At 59.2% G+C, this 24,143-nt stretch carries 19 protein-coding genes, 1 tRNA gene and 1 other RNA gene; 13 read left to right on the top strand and 8 right to left on the bottom strand.

From position 1 onward, the window contains the following. The first annotated feature begins 230 nt into the window (after positions 1-230). The 4 genes from metH to RV1423_RS10440 all read left to right on the top strand — a co-directional run bounded on the left by metH (position 231) and on the right by RV1423_RS10440 (position 6,588). Complete coding sequence (gene metH / locus RV1423_RS10455) at positions 231-3,989, top strand: methionine synthase (RefSeq protein WP_034296199.1); 3,759 nt, start codon at positions 231-233, stop codon at positions 3,987-3,989. A 48-nt stretch (positions 3,990-4,037) separates the two neighbouring features. After that, positions 4,038-4,313 carry a WGR domain-containing protein gene (locus RV1423_RS10450; RefSeq protein ID WP_034296196.1) on the top strand — a complete coding sequence of 92 codons (276 nt, stop codon included), beginning with the start codon at positions 4,038-4,040 and terminating at the stop codon, positions 4,311-4,313. Between the two features lie 260 nt (positions 4,314-4,573). Continuing rightward, positions 4,574-5,779, top strand: a complete 1,206-nt coding sequence (locus RV1423_RS10445) for an MFS transporter (RefSeq protein WP_306409268.1) — start codon at positions 4,574-4,576, stop codon at positions 5,777-5,779. 128 nt (positions 5,780-5,907) lie between these two features. Further along, on the top strand, positions 5,908-6,588 hold the full coding sequence (locus RV1423_RS10440; protein ID WP_034296188.1) for a MarC family protein: 681 nt from the start codon (positions 5,908-5,910) through the stop codon (positions 6,586-6,588). Positions 6,589-6,594: 6 nt separating this feature from the next. On the opposite strand, the gene RV1423_RS10435 is transcribed toward RV1423_RS10440, so the two are convergent. From RV1423_RS10435 to RV1423_RS10425, 3 genes are read right to left on the bottom strand one after another with little or no spacing between them, the layout of a single operon-like run. Beyond that, entirely contained in the window at positions 6,595-7,209 is a 615-nt protein-coding gene (locus RV1423_RS10435; protein ID WP_051516631.1) for an LON peptidase substrate-binding domain-containing protein, read from the bottom strand. Between the two features lie 35 nt (positions 7,210-7,244). After that, positions 7,245-8,786 (bottom strand): SpoVR family protein, encoded by a 1,542-nt coding sequence (locus RV1423_RS10430; protein ID WP_034296180.1) that lies wholly within the window; start codon positions 8,784-8,786, stop codon positions 7,245-7,247. Next, positions 8,783-10,048: a YeaH/YhbH family protein gene (locus tag RV1423_RS10425; RefSeq protein ID WP_034296178.1), complete on the bottom strand. Its 1,266-nt coding sequence runs from the start codon at positions 10,046-10,048 to the stop codon at positions 8,783-8,785. Before RV1423_RS10425 ends, RV1423_RS10430 begins: the two co-directional genes overlap by 4 nt. An 82-nt stretch (positions 10,049-10,130) precedes the next feature. Between RV1423_RS10425 and RV1423_RS29035 the strand changes: the two genes are divergently transcribed. Continuing rightward, a non-coding RNA gene (locus RV1423_RS29035) (sX9 sRNA) lies at positions 10,131-10,206 on the top strand. Between the two features lie 64 nt (positions 10,207-10,270). On the opposite strand, the gene RV1423_RS10420 is transcribed toward RV1423_RS29035, so the two are convergent. Next, positions 10,271-12,193 carry a PrkA family serine protein kinase gene (locus RV1423_RS10420; protein WP_034296175.1) on the bottom strand — a complete coding sequence of 641 codons (1,923 nt, stop codon included), beginning with the start codon at positions 12,191-12,193 and terminating at the stop codon, positions 10,271-10,273. A 935-nt stretch (positions 12,194-13,128) separates the two neighbouring features. Here RV1423_RS10420 and rpmH point away from each other — a divergent pair. The 5 genes from rpmH to mnmE all read left to right on the top strand — a co-directional run bounded on the left by rpmH (position 13,129) and on the right by mnmE (position 17,144). Then, complete coding sequence (rpmH, locus tag RV1423_RS29030; RefSeq protein WP_006461360.1) at positions 13,129-13,266, top strand: 50S ribosomal protein L34; 138 nt, start codon at positions 13,129-13,131, stop codon at positions 13,264-13,266. A gap of 82 nt (positions 13,267-13,348) precedes the next feature. Then, positions 13,349-13,711 (top strand): ribonuclease P protein component, encoded by a 363-nt coding sequence (gene rnpA, locus RV1423_RS10415; protein ID WP_081768786.1) that lies wholly within the window; start codon positions 13,349-13,351, stop codon positions 13,709-13,711. After that, complete coding sequence (yidD, locus tag RV1423_RS10410; RefSeq protein WP_034296168.1) at positions 13,711-13,977, top strand: membrane protein insertion efficiency factor YidD; 267 nt, start codon at positions 13,711-13,713, stop codon at positions 13,975-13,977. The genes rnpA and yidD overlap by 1 nt, the downstream gene beginning before the upstream one ends. 19 nt (positions 13,978-13,996) lie before the next feature. Continuing rightward, positions 13,997-15,649 (top strand): membrane protein insertase YidC, encoded by a 1,653-nt coding sequence (gene yidC / locus RV1423_RS10405; RefSeq protein ID WP_034296167.1) that lies wholly within the window; start codon positions 13,997-13,999, stop codon positions 15,647-15,649. Between the two features lie 88 nt (positions 15,650-15,737). Next, entirely contained in the window at positions 15,738-17,144 is a 1,407-nt protein-coding gene (mnmE, locus tag RV1423_RS10400; protein WP_034296166.1) for a tRNA uridine-5-carboxymethylaminomethyl(34) synthesis GTPase MnmE, read from the top strand. 188 nt (positions 17,145-17,332) lie between these two features. Here mnmE and RV1423_RS10395 read toward each other — a convergent pair whose 3' ends face one another. After that, positions 17,333-17,524, bottom strand: coding sequence for a hypothetical protein (locus tag RV1423_RS10395; RefSeq protein WP_034296164.1), 192 nt, complete (start codon positions 17,522-17,524; stop codon positions 17,333-17,335). A 233-nt stretch (positions 17,525-17,757) separates the two neighbouring features. Here RV1423_RS10395 and RV1423_RS10390 point away from each other — a divergent pair, with 233 nt between their 5' ends. Together RV1423_RS10390 and RV1423_RS10385 are read left to right on the top strand one after the other, a co-directional pair. Next, positions 17,758-18,354, top strand: coding sequence for a nitroreductase family protein (locus RV1423_RS10390; RefSeq protein WP_034296161.1), 597 nt, complete (start codon positions 17,758-17,760; stop codon positions 18,352-18,354). A gap of 77 nt (positions 18,355-18,431) precedes the next feature. Next, a tRNA-Asp gene (locus tag RV1423_RS10385) sits at positions 18,432-18,508 on the top strand. A 285-nt stretch (positions 18,509-18,793) separates the two neighbouring features. Here RV1423_RS10385 and fusA read toward each other — a convergent pair. Further along, positions 18,794-20,902, bottom strand: coding sequence for an elongation factor G (gene fusA, locus RV1423_RS10380; protein WP_034296159.1), 2,109 nt, complete (start codon positions 20,900-20,902; stop codon positions 18,794-18,796). Between the two features lie 345 nt (positions 20,903-21,247). Between fusA and RV1423_RS10375 the strand changes: the two genes are divergently transcribed. Beyond that, positions 21,248-21,880, top strand: a complete 633-nt coding sequence (locus RV1423_RS10375) for a TetR/AcrR family transcriptional regulator (RefSeq protein WP_034296157.1) — start codon at positions 21,248-21,250, stop codon at positions 21,878-21,880. Between the two features lie 66 nt (positions 21,881-21,946). On the opposite strand, the gene RV1423_RS10370 is transcribed toward RV1423_RS10375, so the two are convergent. Together RV1423_RS10370 and dinB are read right to left on the bottom strand one after the other, a co-directional pair. Continuing rightward, the gene (locus RV1423_RS10370; protein ID WP_034296156.1) at positions 21,947-22,873 is read right to left on the bottom strand and encodes a recombination-associated protein RdgC; all 927 of its coding nucleotides are present in this window, start codon (positions 22,871-22,873) and stop codon (positions 21,947-21,949) included. Positions 22,874-22,978: 105 nt separating this feature from the next. After that, a complete protein-coding gene (gene dinB, locus RV1423_RS10365) occupies positions 22,979-24,133 on the bottom strand; it encodes a DNA polymerase IV (RefSeq protein WP_034296153.1) in 1,155 nt (384 codons plus the stop codon). Positions 24,134-24,143 lie beyond the last annotated feature (10 nt).

The raw sequence follows: 24,143 nt of genomic DNA, 5'->3' as shown, positions 1-24,143 counted from the left end.
AAGAAGCCAGCGGTGCCGACCAAAGGTTTTGCGGGCGTTTCACGTATAATTTCAAGACTTTACCGATTTGATGAACCCGGCATGTTGAATGTCCGGGTTTTTGCATTATCAGGACTTGCGCAAAATTGTCCCGGCCGGGCGTGCTGACGAAGACAGTACGGCCAGGAAGCACAACGACGCCGGGGCGGTTTTGCGTAAGTCCTCATTATTTCACACCGAAGAATCTCGCCATGAAGCCAAACGATCTGTCCCAAACCGAACTGCTGTTGCGTGACCTGCTGTCGCAGCGCATCCTGATTCTGGATGGCGCCATGGGGACGATGATCCAGCAATACAAACTGACGGAGGAAGATTATCGCGGCGAGCGTTTCAAGGACTTCAGCGTGCCGGGCAAGGAATTGTTCGTCAAGGGCAATAACGAACTGCTCAGCCTGACCCAGCCGCACATCATCCAGGAAATCCACGAGCAATACCTGGCGGCCGGCGCCGACCTGATCGAGACCAATACCTTCGGCGCCACCGGCGTGGCCCAGGACGATTACCACATGGCGCATCTCGTGTACGAGATGAACGTGCAGTCGGCCAGGCTGGCGCGCGCCGCCTGCGACAAGTATTCGACGCCCGACAAGCCGCGCTTCGTCGCCGGCGCGCTCGGACCGACGCCGAAGACCGCGTCGATTTCTCCCGACGTCAACGATCCCGCTGCGCGCAACGTCACGTTCGACCAGCTTGTCGCTGCGTATCTGGAGCAGACGCGCGCGCTGGTCGAAGGCGGCGCCGACGTGCTGCTGGTCGAGACCATTTTCGACACGCTCAACTGCAAGGCGGCACTGTTCGCGATCGACACCTTCTTCGAAGAATCCGAGGCCAAGGGAAAAGCGCGTCTGCCGATCATGATCTCCGGCACCGTCACCGACGCCTCGGGCCGCATCTTGTCCGGCCAGACCGTGCCGGCCTTCTGGCATTCGATCCGTCACGCCAGACCGCTGACCGTCGGCCTGAATTGCGCACTGGGCGCGGCGCTGATGCGTCCTTATGCGGAAGAACTGTCCAGGATCGCCGACACCTTCGTCTGCATTTATCCGAACGCGGGTTTGCCCAATCCGATGAGCGATACCGGCTTTGACGAGACCCCGGATGTCACCTCATCGCTATTGAAGGATTTCGCTGAAAGCGGCTTCGTCAACGTCGCCGGCGGCTGCTGCGGCACCACGCCCGCGCACATCAAGGCGATCGCCGACACCGTCTCCAGCATCGCGCCGCGCAAGGTTCCGGAAGGCAAGCACGAGATGCTGCTGTCCGGCCTGGAGCCTTTCATCATCAACGACGACTCGCTCTACGTGAACGTCGGCGAACGCACTAACGTCACCGGTTCCAAGGCATTTGCGCGCCTGATCCTCAATGAGCAATACGACGAAGCGCTGGCCGTTGCGCGCCAGCAGGTCGAAAACGGCGCCCAGATCATCGACATCAACATGGACGAAGCGATGCTCGATTCGGTCGCCGCCATGACGCGTTTCCTCAACCTGATCGCCTCCGAGCCGGACATCGCGCGCGTGCCGCTCATGATCGACTCGTCCAAGTGGTCGGTCATCGAAGCCGGCCTGAAATGCGTGCAGGGCAAGTCCATCGTCAACTCGATTTCGATGAAGGAAGGCGAGGAAAAATTCCTGCATGAAGCCAAGCTGTGCCGCCGCTACGGCGCCGCAGTGATCGTCATGGCGTTCGATGAAGTCGGCCAGGCCGACACGTTCAAGCGCAAGATCGAGATTTGCGAGCGCGCCTATCGCCTGCTGGTCGACAAGGTCGGCTTCCCGCCGGAAGACATCATCTTCGACCCTAACATTTTCGCGGTCGCGACCGGCATCGAAGAACACAACAACTACGCCGTCGACTTCATCGAAGCGACGCGCTGGATCCACCAGAACCTGCCGTACGCCAAGATCAGCGGCGGCGTGTCCAACGTCAGCTTCAGCTTCCGCGGCAACGACCCGGCGCGCGAAGCCATCCATACCGTATTCCTGTATCACGCCATCAAGGCCGGCATGACCATGGGCATCGTCAACGCCGGCATGATCGGCGTCTACGACGACTTGCCTGCCGACTTGCGCGAGGCGGTCGAAGACGTGGTGCTGAACCGGCGTCCCGACGCCACCGAACGCATGATCGACATCGCCGCCACCTTGAAGGCCGGCGACAAGAAGGAAGAAGCAACGCTGGAATGGCGCAGTGAGCCGGTCGATAAGCGCCTTGCGCACGCCCTCGTGCATGGCATCACGCAATGGATCGTCGAAGACACCGAAGAAGCGCGCCAGAATCTGCTCAACAGCGGCGGCCGGCCGATCCATGTGATCGAAGGTCCGCTGATGGACGGCATGAACATCGTCGGCGACCTGTTCGGCCAGGGCAAGATGTTCCTGCCGCAAGTTGTGAAATCCGCACGCGTGATGAAGCAGGCGGTGGCGCATCTGATTCCCTTCATCGAGGAAGAAAAGCGCCTGGTCGAACAGGAAACCGGCGTGGTCGCCAAGCCCAAGGGCAAGATCGTCATCGCCACGGTGAAAGGCGACGTCCACGATATCGGCAAGAACATCGTCTCGGTGGTCCTGCAATGCAACAACTTCGAAGTCGTCAACATGGGCGTGATGGTGCCGTGCTCGCAGATCCTGGCCAAGGCCAAGGAAGAGAACGCCGATATCATCGGCCTGTCCGGCCTGATCACGCCATCGTTGGAAGAAATGGCGTACGTCGCCAAGGAAATGCAGCGCGACAGTTACTTCAGCGGCCTCAAGATGCCATTGCTGATCGGCGGCGCCACCACGTCGCGCGCGCATACAGCGGTCAAGATCGCGCCGAATTACGATGGTCCGGTGGTCTACGTGCCGGACGCTTCGCGCGCCGTCGCGGTAGCGCAGTCGCTGCTCACGCCCGAACAAAAGGACCAGTACGTCGCCGACATCGCGACCGATTACGCACGCATCCGCGAGCAGCACGCCAACAAGAAAGCAGTGCCGCTGCTGCCGATCGCCGCCGCGCGCGACAACAAGATGCAACTGGAATTTGCCCCGGTCAAACCGAAGTTCATCGGCCGGCGCGTGTTCAAGAACGTCGATCTGGCGACGCTGGCGAAATACATCGACTGGGGTCCGTTCTTCCAGACCTGGGATCTGGCCGGACCGTATCCTGCGATCTTGACCGATGAAGTAGTGGGCGAGGCTGCCAGCAAGGTATTCGAAGAAGCACAGGCGCTGCTGAAAAAAGTCATCGACGGCCGCTGGCTGACCGCCAACGGCATTGTCTCGCTGTTGCCGGCCAACACCGTCCACGACGACGACATCGAAATTTATACCGACGAGACGCGCACGCAAGTGGCGCTGACCTATTACGGCGTGCGCCAGCAGACCGAAAAGCCGGTGATCGACGGCGTGGCGCGTCCGAACCAGTGCCTGGCCGATTTCATCGCACCGAAGGAGTCCGGCATCGCAGATTACATCGGCATGTTCGCGGTGACGGCCGGCCTCGGCATCGAGAAGTACGAAAAGCGTTTTGAAGACGCGCACGACGATTACTCATCGATCATGTTGAAGGCGCTGGCCGACCGTCTTGCCGAAGCCTTTGCCGAATACCTGCACGAGCGCGTGCGCACCGATTTGTGGGGCTATGCGCCGCAGGAGTCGCTCAGCGCCGAAGAGCTGATCAAGGAAAAATACGTCGGCATCCGTCCCGCCGCCGGCTATCCGGCCTGCCCGGAACACACGGTCAAGGGCGATGCCTTCAAGGTCATGCAATGCGACGAAATCGGCATGAGCGTGACCGAATCGTATGCAATGTTCCCGGGCGCGTCGGTGTCGGGTTTCTACTTCGCTCATCCGGAATCCAAGTATTTCGTGGTCGGCAAGATCGGCGACGACCAGGTCGCCGACATGGCCGCGCGCCGCGGCGTCGCCAAGGAGGACGTGGAACGCTGGCTGGCGCCGAATTTGTCCTGACCGGCGTTTTCGCTTACTCTTTCATTTATCCTGTTTTCTCATCGCGCCATGATCGATTCCGCCGACAACGTTACCCATATGCTGCCAGTCACCGGGCCGATGCGCCTGAATTTTTTCACCGAGCAGCCGGATGCGGCGCGCATCTTCATCGCCGATCTGACGCAGGATTTGCTGGGCGACTGGATCGTCACGCAAAGCTGGACCGGCAAGCCGCAAGCGCGCGGCGGCGGACGCGTGACGGTGGTGAGCGATCAGGAAGCGGGTTTCAAGATGATCCAGAAGATCGCCCAGAAAAAAGAGAAAAGCGGCTATCGCCTGATCTGATTCCGAGGATTTTTCCCCGGAGGTTTTGCTTTGGCCCCCTTGTCTGCAGGCGTCGGCGTCTCATGTTAGGCTGTGCTCCGCTGCTAAATTGATGAATGTGTTGTCGTATTGGCCATTCTCGCCGAAGCCGCAGGAGACATGACAAGACCTCAACAAACGAGACGGAGAACCCGCGCGTGATTTCAACTCCCGTAGCACATCCCCCATCCGAAACAGATTCTTCCTATGCCGTCGTGCGCCTGCTGATTACGCTGGTGCTGATGGTGGTCGGCGCCAGCGGCATGTATGTGGTGGCCGTGGTGCTGCCGGCGGTGCAGGCCGAATTCGGCGTCGCGCGCGGCGTGGCGTCGATGCCGTACACGCTGAGTATGATCGGTTTCGGCATCGGCGGCATGCTGATGGGCAAACTGGCCGATCGTTTCGGTGTGATGGTTCCGCTGCTGGTCGGCGCGGTCTGCCTTGGCGTGGGATTCATCGTTGCCGGCATGGCGCCGAACATTGTCGTGTTTACGCTCGCACATGGCGTGCTGATCGGCTTGTGCGGCAGCTCGGCGACGTTTTCGCCGCTGATCGCCGATACGTCGTTGTGGTTCGTGCGTCGGCGCGGCATCGCAGTGGCTGTGTGCGCCAGCGGCAATTATCTGGGCGGCGCGATCTGGCCGCCGATTGTGCAGCATTTCGTCGATACGGTCGGCTGGCGCCAGACCTATTTCGGGCTCGGTGTAGTGTGTTTTATCGTCATGGGCGGCCTCGCGCTGCTGATGCGCCGCCGTCCGCCGGTGGCGACCGTTGCGGCCTCGCGCGGCGGCATGAATCTGACGTCCGATCGTCCTTTCGGCCTGGCGATGAACAAGGCGCAGTTGTTGTTGTGCGTGGCCGGCGTGGCATGCTGTGTGGCAATGGCAATGCCGCAGGTGCATATCGTCGCCTATTGCGGCGACCTCGGTTATGGCGCCGCGCGCGGTGCGCAGATGCTGTCGTTGATGCTGGCTTGCGGCGTGGTCAGCCGGCTGATTTCCGGCCTGATCTGCGATCGCATTGGCGGCTTGCGCACCTTGTTGCTCGGTTCGGCATTGCAGGGCATTGCGCTGCTGTTGTTCCTGCCGTTCGACGGACTGGCGTCTCTCTATGTGATTTCGGCGCTGTTCGGCTTGTTCCAGGGCGGCATCGTGCCGTCCTATGCGATCATCGTGCGTGAGTACTTCCCTGCCTCCGAAGCCGGCGGCCGGGTCGGGGCGGTCATCATGTGCACCATGCTGGGCATGGCCCTGGGCGGCTGGATGTCGGGTCAGATCTTCGATTTGACCGGTTCCTATCATGTTGCCTTCGTCAACGGCATCCTGTGGAACCTGCTTAATTTCGGCATCGGCGCGTTCCTGTTGCGGCGCACGCTGCGCAACAATGGTGCTAATGGTGCTAATGGTGCTAATGGTGCTAATGGTGGTTTGCGGGGCGCAAGCGTTTAGACGGGAATCCGACGATGCCGCTTCTGCCGGTTTGATTTGGCGGCGCTCCTGCATTACGCTATGGGAAGTGCAGGCGACCGCCTGCCTTGTTTTTCGCATCTCGCAAATTGAATGTTAACAGGCCCCAGATGCTAATTATTTTTCTCAAAGCTGTGCTGCTGATCCCGGTGACCTTGCTGCCCATCCTCAATCCCTTTGGGGTGGCGCCGGTATTCGCTAATCTGCTTGGCAACGTGCCGCGCCAGATCGAAAACCGCGTTGCCCGCCAGGTAGCGATCAATTGCTGGTTCATGCTGGTCGGCGCGATCTTCATCGGTTCGCACGTGCTGGCTTTTTTCGGTATTTCACTGCCCATCGTGCGCGTCGGCGGCGGCATCCTGGTGGCGGTGTCGGGCTGGCGCCTGCTGGGCGACAACGAGCATGAGGCTTCGATCCCGACGCAGGTGGCCAAAACCTATGACGATGAATCGAACGAAGAACTCAAGGCGCGCAGTTTTTATCCGATCAGCTTTCCGCTGACGGTCGGGCCGGGCACCATCGCGGCATCGATTACCTTGGGCGCGAACACGCCGGCGCGGCTGGTGGATTGGGTGATGTCGATCGGCAGCGCGGCGCTTGGCTCGGCGTTGACCGCGCTGGTGGTGTATCTGTGCTATCGCTCGGCCAACAAGATCGTCAACCTGCTGGGCCGTCTCGGCACGATGGTGGTGCTGCGTCTGTCGGCGTTCATCCTGCTGTGCATCGGCATACAGATTTTCTGGTCCGGCGTCACCGGTTTGCTGGTGGAAACGGGGATACTGCCACCCTGAGCGACTTCAGTGCAGCAAGCCGCGTTCGCCGAGAAGATCCTGCACCAGCTCAAGCCGCAGCAGGGGATTGTCGAGCGCCAGCAAGCCCTGCTTTTGCTCCACGCTCATCGGCAGCATCTCGCTCCAGCGGTTGGCAACCCAGCCGCAGTCGTCGAGGCGGTAAGGCGATGCGACCGGAATGTCGCTCTCCGGGATGGAATGATTTTTCAGCGACGCCAGCAGGTTCATCAACGCCGTGACGGTATTTTGCAGTTCTTCCGGGACGGCGACGCTGCGGTCGTTTTCCAGCGGCTCTACCTGCGCCATCCACAGGCCGTGCTTCAATTGTTCTTTGGATGCGATGCGAAAGCGCGAGGTGCCGCTGCAGGAAATACGCAGCAGGCCTTGCACCGGCGCCGACCATTCATTGATGTGGGCCAGCGTGCCGACCGGCACGAAACTCTCGACCTGGCCCGGTTTGCGCACCTCATTGCCGGCCGTCAGCGCCACCACGCCGAACGACGTACCGCTGGCGATGCATTTGTTGATCATGTCCAGATAGCGGACTTCAAATATCTGCAACGGCAGCCGCCCGTCCGGAAAGAGCGCCGAACCGAGCGGGAAAAGCGGAATGGTTTCCATGTTTACCAGCAATGCTTTATGGCCATCCGGGCCGTCTACGTACGCAAGACATAGCGATTGTCGCTGATGCATTCATAGCGTTGCACGATGTAGCCGTTGTCGTCCACGCTTTCCAGATACACGTCGAATTGCCAGAGCCGCGCCATGTGGCGCAAGACTTCATTGGTGTTGTCGCCCAGCGAGCGGCCGTCGCTGCGGAAGTGGCGCAAGGTCAGGCTCCGATTGCCGCGCGTGTTGACCGACCACACCTGGATATTCGGTTCGCGATGGTTGATGTCGTACTGGCGCGACAAGGCTTGCCGCACGTACTGGTAGCCGCTTTGATTGTGGATGGCGGAAACTTCCAGCTCGCTGCGGCTTTCGTCGTCGAGCACGGCGAACATGCGCATGTCGCGCATCAGCTTGGGCGACAGGTATTGCGCCACGAAGCTCTCGTCCTTGAAGTTGCGCATGACGTAGTGCAGCGTGTCCAGCCAGTTGCTGCCGGCCATGTCGGGGAACCACTGCTTGTCTTCGTCGGTCGGGTTCTCGCAGATGCGGCGGATGTCGCTCATCATCGAAAAGCCCAGCGCATACGGATTGATGCCGTTGTAATAGGGCTTGGTGATCGGCGGCTGAAACACCACGTTGCTATGCGAATGCAGGAATTCCATCATGAAGCTGTCGGTCAGCTTGCCCTGGTCGTACATGGTGTTGAGCAGCGTGTAATGCCAGAACGTGGCCCAGCCTTCATTCATCACCTGGGTTTGCCGCTGCGGATAAAAGTACTGGCCGATCTTGCGCACGATGCGGATGACCTCACGCTCCCAGGGCTCGAGCAGCGGCGCGTTCTTTTCGGCAAAGTACAGCAGGTTTTCCTGGGGTTCCGGTGGGAACCGCTCTTCGACCTGCGCCGCTGTGGTTTCCTTTTTGGCCGGCAGCGTGCGCCACAATTCATTGACCTGCGATTGTGCATAGGTCTCGCGCTCGCGCCGCTGTGCTTGTTCCTGCGCCAGCGACATGCGTTGCGGGCGCTTGTAGCGATCGACGCCGTAATTCATCAGCGCATGGCAGGAGTCGAGTAATTCCTCGACGCGATCGAAACCGTGGCGCTCCTCGCATTCGGCGATATAACTCTTGGCGTAGACCAGGTAATCGATGATGGCGCTGGCATCCGTCCACAATTGGAACAGGTAGTTGCCCTTGAAGAAGGAATTGTGTCCATACGCCGCATGCGCCACCACCAGCGCCTGCATCGTCATCGTGTTTTCTTCCATCAGGTAGGCGATGCAGGGATTGGAGTTGATCACGATCTCGTAGGCCAGGCCCATCTGGCCGCGCTTGTAGTCGCGCTCGGTCGCCAGGAAATGCTTGCCGAACGACCAGTGGCGATAGTTGACCGGCATGCCCGAGGAGGCATAGGCATCCATCATCTGTTCGGCGGAAATGATCTCGAGCTGGATCGGATAGATGTCCAGCTTGTAGCTTTCCGCGACCTTGGCGATCTCGTCGTTGTAGCGCTCGATCAGCTCGAAGCTCCAGTCCGACGGGCAAGGCAGGGGATCGTACTTGATCGGCGTCTTGAGTCGCGTATTCATGCCGTGGCCTGTTTTTCAAAAAGTTCGCGGAAGACCGGATAGATCTCGGCCGACGATTGCACCTTCTTCATCGCGAAGTGCGGATGTTGGGACAACAGTTGCGTGTATTCCGTCCACAGATTCTGTTCCGGCTCGGCCACTTGTATATAGGCAAAATAACGGCACATCGGCAGGATGCTTTCGTCCAGGATGGCGCGGCATTTCGGCGAATCGTCGTTCCAGTTGTCGCCGTCGGAGGCCTGGGCGCCATAGATGTTCCATTCGTTCGACGGGTAGCGTTCCTTGATGATGTCCTGCATCAGTTCCAGCGCGCTCGACACCACCGTGCCGCCGCTTTCCTGCGAGTGGAAGAAGGTCTCTTCGTCGACTTCGTCGGCGCGCGTGTGGTGGCGGATGAAGACCACCTCGATGTGTTCGTAATTGCGCGTCAGGAACAGGTACAGCAGGATGAAGAAGCGTTTCGACAAATCCTTGCGTTGCTCGTCCATCGAACCCGATACGTCCATCACGCAAAACATCACGGCGCGGCTCGACGGCTGCGGCTGGCGTATGCGGTTGACGTAGCGCAGGTCGAACGGATCGATGAAGGGAATGCGCCAGATGCGCGCCTTGAGATGATGAATCTCGTCTTCGAGCAGGCTGATTTCCGGCAGCTTGTCGTTGGGATTTTTGTTGAGTTCGCACAGTTGTTCTTCCAGCTCACGCAGCTTGGCAACCAGCGGGCCGCCCAGCGCAATGCGCCGGCCCAGCGAACTCCGCAGCGAGCGTACGATGTCGATGTTGTTGGGCGAACCGTCGACCGAGTAACCGGCGCGCATGTTCTTCCAGTTCGGAATCGTCATCAGGTTGGTCTGGATCAGGCGCGGCAGCTCGAGGTCTTCGAAGAAGTACTGCATGAATTCTTCGCGCGACAACTCGAAGGTGAAGTCGTCCTGGCTCTCGCCTTCGTTGCTGGCGGTGCTGCCGCCTTCGCCGGAACCGCCGCTGCGGCGCGGAATGCGGTCGCCCTGCAGGTAATCCTGGTTGCCCGGATGCACGATTTCGCGCCGGCCGCCGCGGCCGTGATGAAAGGCCGGTTCGGAAATATCCTTGCGCGGAATGCTGATGCTCTTGGAGTTCTCGATATCCTTGATGCTGCGATCGCGTACCGCTTCGGTAACGGAACGGCGGATATCGCTGCGGAAGCGCCTGAGAAAACGCTCCCGGTTGGCGATGCTTTTGTTCTTGCCAGCAAGCCTACGGTCGATTATCTGATGCAGCAAGTCCGTTCTCCTGCTAGTGGGGACCTGCTCCCGATCTTACTGCGAGACCGTGATCCGGCGCCGGGCGGTGCTCGAAATCCTCATGTACCTGGAGTACACTCCGGTTCCTGCGCTCCGGCCGACACCGGCTGACGGTCTCTCGTTACAGATCGAAAGCAGGTCCAAATGCGATTTGCAATGAAGCGATGTCGTTAACTCCGCAGGCAATCCGCCTCTTCTGACTCAAGAAGATTTGCGCACGCGCAAATACCATTCGCACAGCAAGCGCACCTGTTTCGGCGTGTAACCCTTGCTGACCATGCGATTGACGAAGTCTTCGTGCTTTTGCATCTCTTCGGTCGAACCCTTGGCGTTGAAGGAGATCACCGGCAACAAATCCTCGGTATTGGAGAACATCTTCTTCTCGATCACCACCCGCAGCTTCTCGTAACTGGTCCAGAGCGGATTCTTGCCGCCGTTGTTGACGCGCGCGCGCAGGACGAAGTTGACGATTTCGTTGCGGAAGTCCTTCGGATTGCTGATGCCGGCCGGCTTTTCGATCTTTTCCAGTTCCGCGTTCAATGCCGCGCGGTCGAAGCTTTCGCCGGTGTCGTGGTCGCGGAATTCCTGGTCCTGAATCCAGAAGTCGGCATACGTGACGTAGCGGTCGAACACGTTCTGGCCGTATTCCGAATATGACTCCAGGTAGGCGGTCTGGATTTCCTTGCCGATGAATTCCGCGTAGCGCGACGCCAGTGTGTCCTTGACGAAGGACAGGTATTTTTGCTCCTGCTCGGGCGGAAACTGCTCGCGCTCGATCTGCTGCTCCAGCACGTACATCAGGTGCACCGGATTGGCCGCCACCTCGGTGGTGTCGAAGTTGAACACGCGCGACAGTATCTTGAACGCGAAGCGCGTCGAGATGCCGGTCATGCCTTCGTCGACGCCGGCATAGTCGCGGTATTCCTGATACGACTTGGCCTTGGGATCGGTGTCTTTCAGGTTTTCGCCGTCGTACACCTGCATCTTGGAAATCAGGCTGGAATTCTCCGGCTCGCCCAGGCGCGTGAGCACCGAGAACTGCGCCATCATCTTCAGCGTGCCCGGCGCGCATGTGGCCTTGGCCAGCGATGAGCTGCGGATCAGCTTTTCATAGATCTTGATCTCTTCCGACACGCGCAGGCAGTACGGCACCTTGACGATGTAGATGCGGTCGAGCAGCGCTTCGTTGTTCTTGTTATTGCGGAAGGCCTTCCATTCCGACTCGTTGGAGTGGGCCAGGATAATGCCGTCGAACGGGATCGCGCCGAAACCTTCGGTGCCCTTGAAGTTGCCTTCCTGGGTCGCGGTCAGCAGCGGGTGCAGGACCTTGATCGGGGCCTTGAACATTTCGACGAATTCCAGCAGGCCCTGGTTGGACAGGCACAGGCCGCCGGAATAGCTGTAGGCGTCGGCGTCGTCCTGCGAGTACTGTTCGAGCTTGCGAATGTCGACCTTGCCGACCAGCGTGGAAATGTCCTGATTGTTTTCGTCGCCCGGTTCGGTCTTGGAAATGGCGATCTGGCGCAGGATCGACGGATAGCGTTTGACCACGCGGAACTTGCGGATATCGCCGTTGAATTCATGCAGGCGCTTGACCGCCCACGGACTGAGGATTGATTTGAGGAAGCGGCGCGGAATGCCGTATTGTTCTTCCAGGATCTGGCCGTCTTCTTCATAGTCGAACAGGCCGAGCGGCGATTCATTGACCGGCGAACCTTTGATCGAGTAGAAGGGGATGTGCTCCATGAGCTGTTTCAGGCGCTCGGCGATGGACGACTTGCCGCCGCCGACCGGGCCCAGCAGATACAGGATCTGCTTCTTTTCTTCCAGGCCTTGCGCCGCATGGCGGAAGTAGGCGACGACCTGTTCGATGACTTCTTCCGCGCCGTAGAATTCCTTGAAGGCCGGATAGACCTTGATCACCTTGTTGGCGAACAGACGGGACAAACGGGGATCTTCGCGAGTGTCGACCTTCTCCGGTTCGCCAATCGCCATCAGCATGCGTTCTGCGGCCGATGCGTACACAGCCGGATCGTTTTTGCAAAGACTCAGATACTCTTCAAGCGAAAATTCTTCTTCTCTGGTTTTGTCAAAGCGACTCGCAAAGCTGCTGTAGATATCCATACCACCTCCGTAACTTCAATGAGATAACAAATTGAATACGTGCGTTATGTTTTTAGATTTATCGACCGCGTTTCCCTGAGCATCCGCTCCTGATCAATTTCATCATTGTGCGCGGCGTCGAATTTTTCAATGCTGCGCGCTGATGAATCTGGACCGGAAAATAAAAAATCCGTTTTTATTCTATTCCTTTTTTCGTGACGTGAACGTGCTGCTTTTGTTTCAGCCTACTGCGAAATCATTTTCTTATATCCACAAACAACCAACGTTTTCGCATTCAGCTTTTCGATATGCGGAAACACTGAAATCGCGCGCGTGTTTTTGGTGTTTTCCCCTATCGTCTAAATGGTTGAGCGAGATGGATGGTTGACCGCGCCGACGAATTTAAACGATCGCCTCGCAGATGAATCTGAGAGGGGTTTTCGGCCTTCAGGGACAATTCCCGCGCTGCAGCGAAAGCTCGATTCAGGCAATGCAAGTTTGATGCCGGGTTTGCCCCCGATGACGTGAGCATTGGATCCATGGACTTATGGGAGTGAGCAGGATTGCGTTGCTATCTGGAATTGTTGCTTGATTGATATGTGGTCGGTCCGCAACGATTGCATCGATAGTTTTCTAATAAGCTCCGCGATCTTATCGATAGCATGGCCCTACAGGCTGACAGGGGAAATCCGTTCACGATGCGACAGGTATGGTTTGCGGCCCCGCTTGCGGGCGGGGGCGGCAAAAGAACCCGCGCGGATAAGTCATTGACAAACAAGTGAAAAATGCAGTCTAATTCAGGGTTCACCATCCGTTGAATTGCGTTCGTGCTGTCGCCTTGCGGTTTCGGCTCTCAAATGTCTCTCTGATCAACAAGAAAAGACACGCGCAGAAAAACAGAAATTCCGCGGAGATTCCGATTTATTTTTGCTGATTATTGAGTAAGCGAGTCCAACATGAAACGTACCTACCAACCATCCGTCGTGCGTCGTAAGCGTACCCACGGTTTCCGCGCACGTATGGCAACCCGTGGCGGTCGCGCTGTCATCAACGCTCGCCGTGCCAAGGGCCGCAAGCGTCTGGCCGCAGTCTGATCCAAGCAATACGCCAAGAAATAAGTGCGTTGCTGTTTGCGTGACAGGCGATCCTTCCTATCTCTACTCACGCGATCAGCGAATCGTTAAAACGGATGAGTTTTCATCCGTTTTTCGTTTGCGTCCGGTGTATCGTACGTCCCATTTCGTACTGTATGCCCGCAATAACGACTTGTCGTCAGCCCGCCTGGGCGTCGTCGCTGCCAAACGCATGGCGCCGCGCGCAGTCACCCGGAACACGATCAAGCGCGTCACCCGCGAATTGTTCCGGCAGGCGGCATTGCCCCAGGTCGATTGCATTGTGCGTTTGTCGAAGCCGGTCAACAGCAAGAACGGACCGGCGACCAACGCGAAACTGAAAGCGGAATTGCGCGAAGAACTGTCACAGTTGTTCGCATTTTTGCTGAACGCGACAGCGTTTGCCAGGAAGCCGGGAAATAAGTGATGAAAACGCCTTTACTCCTGCTGTTACGCGCCTACAAGCTGGGAGTCAGCCCCTATCTCGGGCAGAACTGCCGTTTCTATCCCAGTTGTTCAGATTATGCGGCGGAAGCCATTCGCCGCCACGGCGCATGGAAGGGCAGCGTACTGGCCGGCAAGCGCTTGTGCAAATGCCATCCCTGGCATCCCGGCGGACTCGACCCTGTGCCTGAGTCCACCACTCCGGATTCCTCTCCCACTGTGACCGCCGACGGTTGCAGCCACTCCTGATTTATTGGTCAATACTCTTATGGATATCAAACGTACCGTCCTGTGGGTTGTGTTCTCGTTCTCCCTGCTGCTGCTCTGGGATAGCTGGCAACGCCATAACGGCAAGCCTTCGATGTTTTTTCCGACGGCAACCCAAGAGGCGCAACCGGCAGCCGCCGGCGCTGACCCGTCGAAATCGCCGGTGCCGCAAGCCGCCAATGCCGCCAATCCTACTGCGACCGCGGCTGACGTTGGCGGCGCGCCTGCCGCCAAGGGCGAGACCATCACCATCACGACCGATGTCGTCAAGGCCGACATCGACACCGTGGGCGGCGAGCTCAAGCGCCTGGAACTGCTGAAGCACCGCGACACCGTCGACCCGACCAAGAACCTAGTCCTGTTCGATTCCAGCGCCGGCCACACCTATCTGGCCGAGTCCGGCCTGATCGGCGGCCAGTTCCCGAACCACAAGTCGATTTTCACAGCCAAGCCGGGCGCACGTGCGCTAGACGGCGGCAATGAAGTCCAACTGGTGCTGGAAGCGCAGGAGAATGGCGTCAAGCTGACCAAGACCTATACCTTCAAGCGCGACAGCTACCTCATCGATCTGAAGCATACCGTCACCAACGACAGCGCCGCCGCGATCACTCCTTCGCTGTACCTGCAACTGCTGCGCGACGGCAACAAGCCGGGCGGCGAATCGCATTTCTACAGCACCTTCACCGGCCCCGCGGTGTATACCGACGCCGATCATTTCCAGAAGCTGACCTTCGAGAAGATCGAAGAAGGCAAGGAGCAGCACGCCACCAAGTCCGACAACGGCTGGATCGCGCTGGTGCAGCACTATTTCGTCTCGGCTTTCATCCCGCCTGAAAAAGCGCAGCGCGACATCTTCACCAAGAAGGTCGCCACCAACCTGTACGCAGTCGGCAACATCCTGCCGCTGGGCAGCATTGCTCCCGGCGCCAGCGTGACCATGGACGCGCATCTGTATTCCGGTCCGCAGGAATCCAAGGTGCTGGAAACCACCGCGCCAGGGCTGGAACTGGTCAAGGACTACGGCTGGCTGACCATCATCGCCAAGCCGATCTTCTGGCTGATGATCCACATCCACGCCATGGTCGGCAACTGGGGCTGGACCATCATCCTGCTGACCGTGCTGATCAAGCTGGTGTTCTTCCCGCTGTCGGCCGCCAGCTATCGCAGCATGGCCAAGATGAAGGCGGTCACGCCGAAGATGACGGCGATTCGCGAGCGCCACAAAGGCGATCCGCAAAACATGAATCGCGAAATGATGGCGCTGTACAAGACCGAAAAGATCAACCCGCTCGGCGGCTGCCTGCCGATCGTGATCCAGATCCCGGTGTTCATCTCGCTGTACTGGGTGCTGCTGGCCAGCGTCGAAATGCGCGGTGCGCCATGGCTGGGCTGGATTCACGACCTGACCGCGCCTGACCCGTTCTACATCCTGCCGGTGTTGATGGCGGTCTCGATGTTCATCCAGACCAAGCTCAACCCGACGCCGCCGGATCCGGTCCAGGCCAAGGTCATGATGTTCATGCCTATCGTGTTCTCGGTCATGTTCTTCTTCTTCCCGTCCGGCCTGGTGCTGTACTGGGTCGTGAACAACGTGCTGTCGATTACGCAACAATGGGTCATCACCAAGAAACTGGAAGCCGGCAAGGCGAAATAATTGCTTCCTTGTTTCCCTCAGAAGCCCGTGGCATGATTTTCACGGGCTTTTTTTCGCCTATTATTTTTTCTGAAATATTTCTCGCACCATGACTCTCGATTCCTCCCCCATTGTCGCCATCGCCACCGCCCCGGGACGCGGCGGCATCGGCGTGGTCCGCCTGTCGGGCAAGAACCTGTGGCCGGTCGTACAGGCCGTGTGCGGCAAGGACGAAACATCGCTGGCGCCGCGCCACGCCAGCTACCTGCCGTTCAGGCGCGCCGACGGCAGCATGATCGACCAGGGCCTGGCGATCTACTTCAAAGCGCCGCATTCCTACACTGGCGAAGACGTGCTGGAACTGCAAGGCCACGGCGGCCCGGTCGTCATGCAAATGTTGCTGGCGCGCTGCCTCGAAGCCGGCGCCGCGATCGGCCTGCGCCTGGCCGAGCCGGGCGAATTCACCCAGCGCGCCTTCCTCAATGACAAGCTCGACCTGGCGCAGGCCGAAGCCGTCGCCGACCTGATCGAGGCTTCGACCGAGGCGGCTGCGAAGTCGGCATCGGAATCGCTTTCCGGCGCCTTCTCCAAAGTCATCCATGACTTGGTCGACAAGGTCACCAACCTGCGCATGCTGGTCGAGGCGACGCTGGACTTCCCGGAAGAAGAAATCGACTTCCTAGAACAATCCGATGCGCGCGGCCAGCTCGCCGCGATACGCGCCACGCTCGACGACGTCTTCACGCATGCGTCGCAAGGCGCGCTGCTGCGCGACGGCCTCAACGTGGTCCTGGCCGGCAAACCCAACGTCGGCAAGTCCTCGCTGCTCAACGTGCTGGCCGGTTCCGACGTCGCCATCGTCACGCCGATTGCCGGCACCACGCGCGACAAGGTCACCGAGACCATCCAGATCGAAGGCATGCCGCTCAACATCATCGACACAGCCGGCATCCGAGACGCCGGCGAAGATGGCAGCGGCCCCGACGAAGTCGAGCGCATTGGCATCGAACGCACTTGGGGCGAGGTCGCCAAAGCCGACGTCATCTTGCATATGCTCGACGCCGATCACGGCCCGACGCTGGAAGACGAGAAGATCACCGAACGTTTTCCCGACGGCATTCCCGTTATCCGCATCTGGAACAAGATCGACCGCTCCGGTCACAAGCCGGCCGTCGACCAGATGCCCGACGCCACGCATATTTACTTATCCGCCACCGACCAGGTCGGCATCGATCTGTTGCGCGGCGAACTGCTGCGCATCGCCGGCTGGCAGCAAACCGTCGAATCGCGTTACCTCGCGCGCGAGCGTCATCTGATCGCTTTGAAAGCCGCGCGCGAGTATCTGGAGAGTGCCGCTTTCCACGCTTCAGTCGACAATCAGGCCAGCGACAAGTCGCTCGATTTGTTTGCGGAAGAATTGCGCCTGGCGCAGGAGCGCCTCGCCAGCATCACAGGCAAGTTCACGCCGGATGATTTGCTGGGGGTGATTTTTTCACGCTTCTGTATCGGAAAATGATACGCAAACGTACGGTGTACATGACGATGTAACGAATGTTACAGGGTGTAAAAATGATAGGAGGCGGGGGATGGGGACGTTATCTTGACTACTCCCTCCCCTCCAATTCATCACCCCCCTGAGGATTGGATTTAACCCGCGTACCGCAAGGTTCGCGGGTTTTTTTATGGGGGTATTGGTATGTTGGATCAGACTTCTTCGGTGCGGTCATGCGGCGCGGTCGGAACGATAGCTGCTGGTGGGTAGAGCTGCATGGCGTGATGCAGTTTGCCGATGGCGCGGCACATGTCTTCGAAGCCGCTGGCTTCCACTTTCGACTTGAACTGGTAAATCGTGCCGTCGACCCAGACTTCGCGTTCGGTTTCCCTGAGGATGTTCATGGCTGGTCTCCGTGTCGTTCTTGTATGCGCGCATGGTAGCACAATCCTTCGGCAAGGCAAGCTGGCAGCGGTTTTTCAGGGTTTTCCTGCGCTCGCTCAATTCTGCTGGCGAAGCGAAACCGGCGTGATGCCGTTTGGCGGCAGGGCCTGCCCTGCAGGCGCGGAAAACACCTGCTAAGATGCCTCCTTTGCTCGATTTTGACCAGAACTTATTTCATTTCTCAGGAGTCACCATGTCGCAATCCAATCCGCGCGTTGCCGATCATCCCATCGATCCACAATTCCTGGGTCGCTGGTCACCGCGCGCTTATACCGGCGCCGATATCTCGGAAGAAACCGTCCTGACTTTTCTGGAGGCTGCACGCTGGGCGCCGTCTTCCTACAATTCGCAGCCATGGCGTTTCGTCTATGCGCGTCGCGGTACGCCGCAATGGGACAGCCTGCTCGGCTTGTTGAATGACTTCAACCGCAGTTGGGCGGAAAAGGCGTCGGTCCTGATCGTCGTGCTGTCCAAGACCACCTTTACGCCGCCCGGCGCCACTGCCCCGGCACCTGCGCCCACGCATTCCTTCGACGCCGGATCGGCCTGGGCGTATATGGCGCTGCAAGCGAGTTTGTCGGGTTGGCATGCGCACGGCATGGCTGGTTTCGACAAGGACAAGGCGCGTACGGAACTGGGTGTTCCGGCGGACTTTGCAGTGGAAGCAGCCATTGCCATCGGCAAATTGGGCGACAAATCCATACTTCCTGAAGGTCTGCAGGCTCGAGAACTGCCCAGCCCGCGCGAACCGCTGAGCAAATTGGCGTTTGAAGGCAAATTTCAGGCTTAATTTGTACAAAAGTACTGGAAATCCTGGGGAAGCTCCGCTACAATAGCGGTCTTTCAGCGAGACTGAAAACCAAATCTGGAGTGGTAGTTCAGTTGGTTAGAATACCGGCCTGTCACGCCGGGGGTCGCGGGTTCGAGCCCCGTCCGCTCCGCCAAAACACAAACGCCTGCTTAGTGAAAACTAAGCAGGCGTTTTTGTTTTTAAGCCTCCTATTCATCATGCCCGAAGGGCATGTCTGACATCGGAGCGGAGTGAGCCGCCTGCGCGACTCACGGCGGGGCCCGAAGGGATTCGCTTGCAAGCGAATCCGCGGCCTGCGGAACGTAGGCGAGCCCCAATGCCTCACAAAAGCAAAAGCCCGGCTTAGTGCAAACTAAGCCGGGCTTTTGCGTCGTACAAAGAGCGAAGAAAGACTCTCGATCATTCTGCGATCAAACCCTCACTTCCCCTTCTTCTCCGTACCCAACTGCTCAACCACATGCCGCGGCGCCTCGGCATAATGCTTGAACTCCATGGTGTAAGTCGCGCGTCCCTGTGTTGCCGAACGCAAGGAAGTCGAGTAGCCGAACATTTCCGACAACGGCACTTCCGCCTTGATGATCTTGCCGCCGCCGCCGGCGATTTCATCCATGCCTTGCACCATGCCGCGGCGGGACGACAGATCGCCCATCACGGTGCCGGCGTATTCTTCCGGCGTTTCCACTTCGACGGCCATCATCGGCTCCAGCAGCACCGGGCTGGCCCGGCGCATGCCTTCCTTGAACGCCATCGAACCGGCCATGCGGAACGCGTTTTCGTTCGAGTCCACATCATGGTAGGAGCCGAACGTCAGCGTCGCGCGGATGTCGACCACAGGATAGCCGGCCAGCACGCCGCTGCCCAATGTTTCCTGGATGCCCTTGTCGACCGCCGGGATGAACTCGCGCGGCACCACGCCGCCCTTGATGGCGTCGACGAACTCGTAGCCCTTGCCGGGCGGCAGCGGTTCCAGCTTCAGCACCACGTGGCCGTACTGGCCGCGTCCGCCGGATTGCTTGACGAATTTGCCTTCGACATCTTCGACGGTAGCGCGGATCGCTTCACGATAGGCCACCTGCGGCTTGCCGACGGTGGCTTCGACGCCGAATTCGCGCTTCATGCGATCGACCAGGATTTCCAGATGCAGCTCGCCCATGCCGGAAATGATGGTCTGGCCGGATTCTTCATCGGTACGCACGCGGAACGACGGATCTTCCTGCGCCAGACGATTCAGGGCGATACCCATTTTTTCCTGGTCGGCCTTGGTCTTCGGCTCCACCGCCTGCGAAATCACCGGCTCGGGGAAGATCATGCGTTCCAGGATGATCACGTGATCAGGATCGGTCAGCGTATCGCCCGTGGTGACGTCCTTCAGCCCGACCGCGGCCGCGATGTCGCCCGCATACACTTCCTTGATTTCCTTGCGCTCGTTGGCGTGCATCTGCAGGATGCGGCCCAGGCGTTCCTTCTTGCCCTTGATCGGGTTGTAGACGGTGTCGCCCGAGTTCACGGTGCCCGAATACACGCGGAAGAAGATCAACTGGCCGACAAACGGGTCGGTCATGATCTTGAATGCCAGCGCCGAGAATTTTTCGTCGTCGGCAGGATGGCGCTCGATCTCGTTGTCGTCTTCATCGTGACCCTTGATCGCCGGCACGTCGATCGGCGACGGCAGATAATCGATCACGGCATCCAGCATCGCCTGCACGCCCTTGTTCTTGAACGCGCTGCCGCACAACATCGGCACGATCTCGCCGGCGATGGTGCGCTGACGCAGGCCGGCTTTGATGTCGGCTTCGGTCAGCGGCGTACCGCTGAGATATTTCTCCAGCAATTGTTCATTGGCTTCGGCGGCCTGTTCGATCATCTTGTCGTGCCACTCGCGCGCGGTGTCTTCAAGCTCGACCGGAATCGGCTGGTACTCGAACTTCACGCCCTGGCTGGCTTCATCCCAGATGATGGCTTTCATCTTGACGAGGTCGATCACGCCCTGGAAATGGTCTTCCGCGCCGATCGGAATCTGGATCGGCACGGCATTGCCTTTCAGGCGGTCGGCGATCTGCTTCTGCACGCGGAAGAAGTCCGCGCCAACGCGGTCCATCTTGTTGACGAAGGCCATGCGCGGCACCGCATACTTATTGGCCTGGCGCCACACGGTTTCGGATTGCGGCTGCACGCCGCCGACCGAGTCGTAGACCATGACCGCGCCGTCGAGCACGCGCATCGAGCGTTCGACCTCGATCGTGAAGTCGACGTGGCCCGGCGTATCGATGATGTTGATGCGATGTTCCGGATAATTGCCGGCCATGCCTTTCCAGAAGGCGGTGGTGGCGGCGGACGTGATCGTGATGCCGCGTTCCTGTTCCTGTTCCATCCAGTCCATGGTCGCGGCGCCGTCATGCACTTCACCGATCTTGTGGTTGACGCCGGTATAAAACAGGATGCGCTCGGTGGTCGTGGTTTTACCGGCATCGATGTGCGCACTGATACCGATGTTCCGGTAATGTTCTATACGGGTCTTGCGTGTCATGACATTTCCTTTCGCTGCATTTTCGTTACGTCGTTGGATGAACCGGCAGAAAGCAATCGCGGGGGACTCACATTATTGCGCATATTTATGCGCCGCATGCGATCCGCCGATATTGACCCTCAGCCCGGGTTTTGCGCTCCCCGGTTCGTTTGTCGGCTTTCTTGCCGGCAAGGCAAGAAGACCTTTGCATCATCATAGTCAGTATTTATGTAATGCGTGTTACATAATAGTTTTTAGCTGAAAATGTTGTCAAGGTATTTTTGTAACTTAAATTAAAATAAGGATAGAATAAGCTAAACTGGGTTTCAATATCCCACGCAATCGTTGTAAAAAAGGAGAATTCCGATGCAGCAAACAAGAGGGCGGCCGCGCAGTTTCGACCGGGACGAAGCGCTACGCCTGGCCACGCAGGTATTTTGGAACAAGGGTTACGAAGGCACGACCATGGCCGATCTGACGGCTGCGATCGGGGTCAAGGCGCCGAGCTTGTATGCCGCCTTCGGCGACAAGAATGCGCTGTTTCGCGAAGCGGTCAACTTCTATTCGGAAACCACCGCCGTCGGGCCGATCAACGCCTTGAAAGAAGGCAAGGGCGTGCGCGAGGATTTGCGCAGCATGCTGCAAGCCAGCGTCGCCATGTTTGCCGATCCGGCCAACGGCAAAGGTTGCATGGTGGTCACCTCGGCCATCAATTGCGCGCCGGAAAATTCCGCTCACGCCGACGAGCTGACGGTGCGCCGCCAGAAGAAACGTCTCGAACTGGCGAAGCGTTTTCGCAAGGCGCAGGAGCAGGGCGAGTTGAGTGCCGACGCCGATATCGACGGCCTGGCCGATTTCTATACCGCCGTCCTGCATGGGCTGTCGCTGAGTGCGCGCGACGGCATCAGTTGCGAACGGCTGTTCAACACCATTTGTCACGCTATGAAGGCGCTCGACGCGGTGTTGATCGTGCCCAAGAAAAAACGCGCGGCGCAATGAAAACACAATAAAAAAACGCCGGACCGATCTCGAGGATCGTCCGGCGTTGTTGTTTGCCGAGGTGAATCAGGCCGCCAGCGCAGCCGAGCCGTCGTTCTCGCGCAACTGACCGCCCAGCGCTTCGATCAGGTCGGCCAGCATTTTGCTGATCTCGCCCGTCATCAACATGAAGTCGCCATCGAAGCGCTCGTCGTCGTTCTTCGCGGTGACGTCGCTGTCTTCCTTCAGTACATCCAGCGGCGTGATCTTCTTGACGCTCAGGTTCTCGGTCAGAACGAACGAGACGCGGTCGTTCCAGGTCAGCGCCAGGCGCGTGCATTGCTTGCCCGATTCGATATGGCGGCGCACGTCGTCCGGTTCCAGGGTGTGGCGCACGAAGCGCACAGTCGCCTTGCTGTCGCCGCTGGCGCGCAACTCAGTGTCCTGATCGACGGTAAAGCCGCTCGGTGCTTCGTCGGAAGCCAGCCAGTCGGTCATCGACGACAACGGCGAGCGCACGGTGCGCAAGGTTTCAAGCGGGAATTTCGGGATCGCCTTGAGCAACAGCTTCAGGACTTCCTCCGCCTTGGCCGGACTGCCGGCGTCGACGATCAGCCAGCCGTTGACCGGATCGATCCAGGTCCAGGTGCTGCGCACGATGCTGAAGGCGCGCGGCAGCAACTCGTCGGCGACTTGCTCTTTCAATTCCTTGGTTTGCTTGCGGCCCGGCGGAAAACCTTGCTGTTCTTCCAACTCGGCCGCGCGCGCCTTGGCGACCTGGTTGATCACGGTGCTTGGCAGCAGCTTCTTTTCAGTGTCCAGCTTGAGCAGGAACTGGCGATTGACGACATGCACCAGGCGCTCGTTGCTGCGCGGCGACACCCAGCCCTGCGACTGCATTTCCAGGCTGGAGCAGGCGGCAAACGCCTGCGAAGCGAGATGCGACTCGAGCTGATCGGCGCTGATGGCCCACGGTGCGGGAAGGCGATAGATCTGGAGATTCTTAAACCACATGGCGTTCGGGCAAAAGCGTCCATTTTACACGCAGCCACAATCGGGCCGGTCATTCCGGCACACTTTATCTGCGGCCCCGGCGCTGCGCCGCACGCCGCCTGAGTTCTAGGTGAAATGCAGTTCGCCCTGCGAAAAATCTTCGCCTTGCGGCGTGCCGTCATTTCTCGACAAGGCGCCGACCCGCACGCCCAGCAAGCGGATGCGTTGCTCCAGCGGTACGCGCCGCAGGCATTCGCCAGCAGCGCGGCGGATGGCGGCCGCATCCGCGACCGATGCAGGCAAGGTGACGTCGCGCGTGACCGTCGAGAAATCGGTGTAGCGCAGCTTGATGCCGATGGTGCGTCCGACATAGCCTTTGCGGTGCAGGTCTTCCGACACGCGCGTGCATAGCGCAGTGAAAATACTCGACAGCTTCTCCTTGTCATGGCGCGCATGCAGGTCGCGCTCGAAGGTGGTCTCGCGGCTGATCGATTTCGGCTCGGAACTGGTCGAGACCGGACGGTCGTCGATGCCTTGCGCGACATTGCCGAGCCAGGCGGAATAGCTGCGGCCGAAATGATCCTGCAGCAAACCGGCGTCCGCCGCGGCGAGGTCGCCGATGGTGAGGATGCCGAGCGTCGTGAGCTTCTCGGCGGCTTTCGGTCCGATGCCGTTGATCTTGCGCGCCGGCAGCGGCCAGATGCGCGTCGGCACATCGGCCATGTCGAGGATGGTCAGGCCGTCAGGTTTTTCCAGATCCGAGCAGATCTTGGCCAGCAGTTTGTTGGGGGCGACGCCGATCGAGCACGACAATCCGGTGGCATCGCGCACCGCGTCCTTGATCCGCGTAGCAAGCGCGCGCGTCTCTTCGGCGTGTTCGCTCAGGTCGATGTAAATTTCGTCGATGCCGCGGTCTTCGATCAGCGGCGCGATGTCGGCGACGGCCTTCTTGAACAGTCGCGAATAGTGCCGGTACGAGTCGAAATCCACCGGCAGCAAGATGGCGTCGGGCGCCAGTTGCGCCGCCTTCATCATGCCCATTGCGGAGAACACGCCGAGTGCGCGCGCTTCGTAAGTGGACGTGGTGATAACGCCGCGGCCGACATAGTCGCGCAGTTTGGCGAACTCGCGCGTGCCATCCGTGCGCACGGTCGGCTGATGCACCGAACGGCCGCCGATGACCACCGCGTGGCCGCGCAATTCCGGATAGCGCAGCAATTCCACGGATGCGTAGAACGCATCCATGTCGAGGTGCGCGATGCGGCGGGCGTTGGCGTTCATGGCGAGCGTA

This window comes from Herbaspirillum sp. RV1423, from assembly GCF_000577615.1.
Taxonomy (GTDB): domain Bacteria; phylum Pseudomonadota; class Gammaproteobacteria; order Burkholderiales; family Burkholderiaceae_D; genus Herbaspirillum.
Note: the sequence above shows the minus strand (reverse complement) of the source record. Positions and strands in the feature narration are given on the sequence as shown.